At 56.9% G+C, this 3,670-nt stretch carries 5 protein-coding genes; 3 read left to right on the forward strand and 2 right to left on the reverse strand.

Annotated elements, in window-relative coordinates; genetic code table 11:
• Positions 1-317: 317 nt before the first annotated feature.
• Genes WA354_RS22675 through WA354_RS22685 form a run of 3 tightly spaced genes read left to right on the forward strand, consistent with a single transcriptional unit; the run spans position 318 to position 1,269 of the window.
• On the forward strand, positions 318-497 hold the full coding sequence (locus tag WA354_RS22675; protein ID WP_472815303.1) for a hypothetical protein: 180 nt from the start codon (positions 318-320) through the stop codon (positions 495-497).
• Between the two features lie 23 nt (positions 498-520).
• A complete protein-coding gene (locus WA354_RS22680) occupies positions 521-826 on the forward strand; it encodes a tyrosine-type recombinase/integrase (protein WP_472815302.1) in 306 nt (101 codons plus the stop codon).
• On the forward strand, positions 781-1,269 hold the full coding sequence (locus WA354_RS22685; protein WP_472815299.1) for a tyrosine-type recombinase/integrase: 489 nt from the start codon (positions 781-783) through the stop codon (positions 1,267-1,269). The genes WA354_RS22680 and WA354_RS22685 overlap by 46 nt, the downstream gene beginning before the upstream one ends.
• A 1,112-nt stretch (positions 1,270-2,381) precedes the next feature.
• Here WA354_RS22685 and WA354_RS22690 read toward each other — a convergent pair.
• Together WA354_RS22690 and WA354_RS22695 are read right to left on the reverse strand one after the other, a co-directional pair.
• Complete coding sequence (locus WA354_RS22690) at positions 2,382-3,044, reverse strand: hypothetical protein (RefSeq protein ID WP_472815300.1); 663 nt, start codon at positions 3,042-3,044, stop codon at positions 2,382-2,384.
• 160 nt (positions 3,045-3,204) lie between these two features.
• Positions 3,205-3,670, reverse strand: a 466-nt coding sequence (locus tag WA354_RS22695; RefSeq protein WP_472815301.1) for a DUF4870 domain-containing protein, incomplete at its 5' end; no start/stop codon positions are given.

The following is a 3,670-nucleotide window of genomic DNA, read 5'->3' on the forward strand; positions in this document are numbered from 1 at the left end:
ATCCGGCCGATCCACTGCCTCAAAACACTAGCAGCTTCTGTCTACTTAGGAGTCGTTGGAGACATGTCCGGGGAGTCACGACATTTCCTGCTAAATGCGCACGTCGCCGGGAGAGTCCGTTTTACGCCAAATCGCCAACTCACTCATCGACCGGGAATAACGCTCTCAGGACGACGGCTTCGAGCCGCTGATCAGTCCCGGTCTGACTTTGTGCGGCCACTGACACGCCCCATCAATAACACCCCTCGCAAACCCCGATAAAACCTGATCTCCCCGGCACCCGGTGTGCCGGTTGTGTGCCCCATTTGCGGGACGGAGTGAACCATGGAAGCAAACTCGGGCAGATTATTGCGCGCGAACAGAACACGTGGCTCGTCCGCATCTATCAAGGGCGCGACCCCGAAACCGGGACGCGCAAATACTTGAACCAGACTATCCACGGCCCGTTTCGCGAGGCGCAGCGATTCCTGAATCTGAAACTCCAGCAGCGGATCTAAATCGAACGCCGCGCGCGGCGCCCATTACTCTCAACCAATTCCTCGACCAGTGGCTCGCGACGTCGGCCAAGCCGCGGCTGCGAGCGAAAACCTTCCATGACTACGAGTCACTTCTCCGGCTCTATATCCGGCCGGCTCTCGGCACGCACTTCATCGGCACGATTGGGCAGATGGACATGCAGGGGCTCTATGCACAGATGTTCGCGCGTGGATTGTCGGCGAGGACGATCGAGTACACGAATGGGTGCTTAAATCGGCCTTCCGTCAGGCAGTCCGCTGGAGAATGCTCGGCGAGGATCCCTGCGCCGACGTCGACCCGCCGCGAGTGAAACGCAAAGAAATGGAGGCGCTCAGCGTAGAGGAGTGTCGCCGCTTTCTCTCGGTTGCAGAAAAATCGGAATGGTATGCGCTGTTTGCGCTCGCACTCACGACTGGGATGCGGTCCAGCGAGTATCTGGCTCTTAAGTGGTCCGATATCGACTGGCAGCGAGGAGCCGTCAGTGTGAGCCGGACAATTCAGGTGACGGGGGCAGGGTGGGCATTCGATGACACGAAGCCGAAGTTTATGAGTGAGCGTCCTCTCATCGGGAAGGCCGTGAATGAGCTTGAAAGCATGTTCAAGACATCTCCGTCCGACCTTCGCATATTGAAGGCCATTGAAGGCGAGCTCGTCCACAGGAGCAGGGCTCGATCGGCTAGGTTGCTCAGAAGGGTCAGGGAAGCTCTTTCGGATCCTGCCACTCAAATCCCGAGCGGGAACGACGCTGTTTGAGAATATTCCGGAACCTGCGATCGAAAGTAAGCGATTTCTATCTTTCGATAATTCTGGAAGTGATCTTGTGTTGTCGCCGATTCATAAAGCCAGCCAGAAGCCGGCACCTAAGAAGAGATCCGACCCGATGCTCCCGTTCCCTGATGCAGGCATTCCAGTGCCAGCTCCTCTTTCAACTTCGGGAAACGTGGTTCGTGCATTGCCGATGACCTTAAAGGAAGCGTACGGAGTTTTGTGCGTGAACCACGGAGCGAGCTGGGAATCTGTCGAGACCGCGCGAAGAGGCATCGTCGCGCAATCACACCCGGATCGTCTTAGAATCTGCGATCTGACCAAGCAACGCGAGGTTAAGGAAAAAGCTCGCCGTGCTAATTTGGCTGCCCAGGTACTCTTCGCGTCGCGAGTTTCACCTGAGGTCCCGCTTGCATGCCCGACACAACTCGAGCTCGCTGAAGCGGCTGAAGGATCCCATTCACAGGTTCGAGGGGCTCCCCCCAAAAAGAGTCCGGCCAGCGTTCAATTCAATGATCAGGCCCCGGTTGACCGTCGTGTCGTCCGCTCCTAATCAGCCCAGCGGAACCAAAAGGGGCGATGGCTTCGTTTTTCGGAAGACCAAATCAAACGAATGCTAGAGCACGAGTAAGAAAAGGCGCGGACGGCAATCATCAAAGCGAAGCGCACTAGAGCTTCAGACCAAAAGCGGTCGTGAATCTCGCCGTACCCGTTCTGCCATCACCCGGCAGAACTCTCAACGAAGGTTCGAAAGAAGCACACATCTGGCACACGAAAGCGACGGAACTGCCTCGGGTGATTCTGTACTGAGCATCTGCAATGCCCCAGTAGCCGGATGCGCGACAAGTTGCTTTCTCTCTGCCTACCGGTATGCTTCGTCATGATGATCGACCCAGAACATAACGTAAACCTGCGAGTTTGAGGGGTGGAAAACAACAGCCCGATAGGCTTGGCTAATGGGGACCGAATAGAAGTCTTTTCCCTTAGCGCCTTTGATCGGTTCGTAGTTGATCCCTGGAGCATCGGGGCGCTCTCGGACTGTGAAACATGGCCTCTCCCTCCAACAGACCGCATTGCGAATGGTATAAGACACGTCTGCATTACTGCCTCGTCGTGCTGCCTTCGTAGTGGGTCTTCTTTTGAGTTCCATCCTTCAGAACTTCGTCGTAGTCGATGCTGTACTGCAGGATGCATTCCTGTTTGGCGTCCACCCACGCATTTCCCTTGATCGTGTAGTCCTTCAGTCCGCCGGAAAGGGTCAGCGGCATTTTTTCGAGTTGTCCCTGGCCGTCGGTGTCCACTGCGTACTTCACCGCGTCGAACCCCGCCACGTTTTCCGTTCCAACTTGCTTCACATTGGGTTTGGCGATGAAGAGTCCCCACGGTGTGAAGGCCTGTACCTGACCGCTCGATCCCATGGACCAGCCCGAACCGTCGCTGCGGGTGGAGTGTAGCGATCGCGTGCTATCTACGAAACCGTCGACAACTGGCGGCGCGCCTAATTTTGGGTCTTTTGCCATTTCCCGATCCATGTCTCCCGCCACCCGCTTTTCGTGGACGCTGGATTCGAGAGTGTCGCCCGCGAGATCTCCCTCATAATCTTTGAAGGATCCATCGCTCTGGTTCTTTTTGTAAGAGAAGTGAACTGTCTTGGCGAGAGCCGGTCCAAGTGCGAAGGTCTCGAGGCAATATGTGCCACCAATCGGATACGCGGGTTGCGCAGGCGTATTCGAGGAATCGCGCTTCTCCGATTCAGCTTTCAATGACGCATGCGACCTGCACCCGGCCACTGCCGGTACCGCGAGGGATGAAACAGCTACCAGGCATCGCAGCCAGGAAACATGGTTCGTCGAATTCATCTTCGAAATCCTTTCTCCCGTTTTCGTTTGGCGGGGCGAGCAATCCTACGATCCGGCGCGGAAATCAGCCCGCCTGCTTGCTTGCGATCGCGCCGAGGATCGGTATGCGGAATTCGCGGTCGTTGTATGCCTGGTACATAAGGTAGAGCCAGAGTCCGAACATCGCCAGCGAAATGATCAATCGGATCGGGAACGCCACCACGAATACCCAGCCGCTGATGTTCATCAGGATTCCCACCACGATGCTCCACCCAATGCTGAATGCAACCGCAAACACGAAGTACAAAATCGACTGCATCGCGTGGAAACGCACGAAGCGGTCACGCCGGTACGGCTCAAGCACCATGAACAGGATGCCGGTGATGATGCCCAGCGAATAGGCCAACGCCCCGGCGATGTTCCGCGTCAGTCCAGTGCCAGCCGCGGCGGACATGGCCGGCACAGGCGCCGCATCCGGTGGTGGGGGACTCCAGTTCTGTCCCGAGTTCGGTGCTGCGCCGGCGGACTGTGCTGGAACCGAGTTCCACCCT

Source organism: Occallatibacter sp. (assembly GCF_049802275.1).
Classification (GTDB): Bacteria; Acidobacteriota; Terriglobia; order Terriglobales; family Acidobacteriaceae; genus Telmatobacter.

Coding starts and splice junctions, on each gene's coding strand:
- WA354_RS22685 (WP_472815299.1), top strand. CDS start 781: ATGCTCGGCGAGGATCCCTGCGCCGACGTCGACCCGCCGCGAGTGAAA.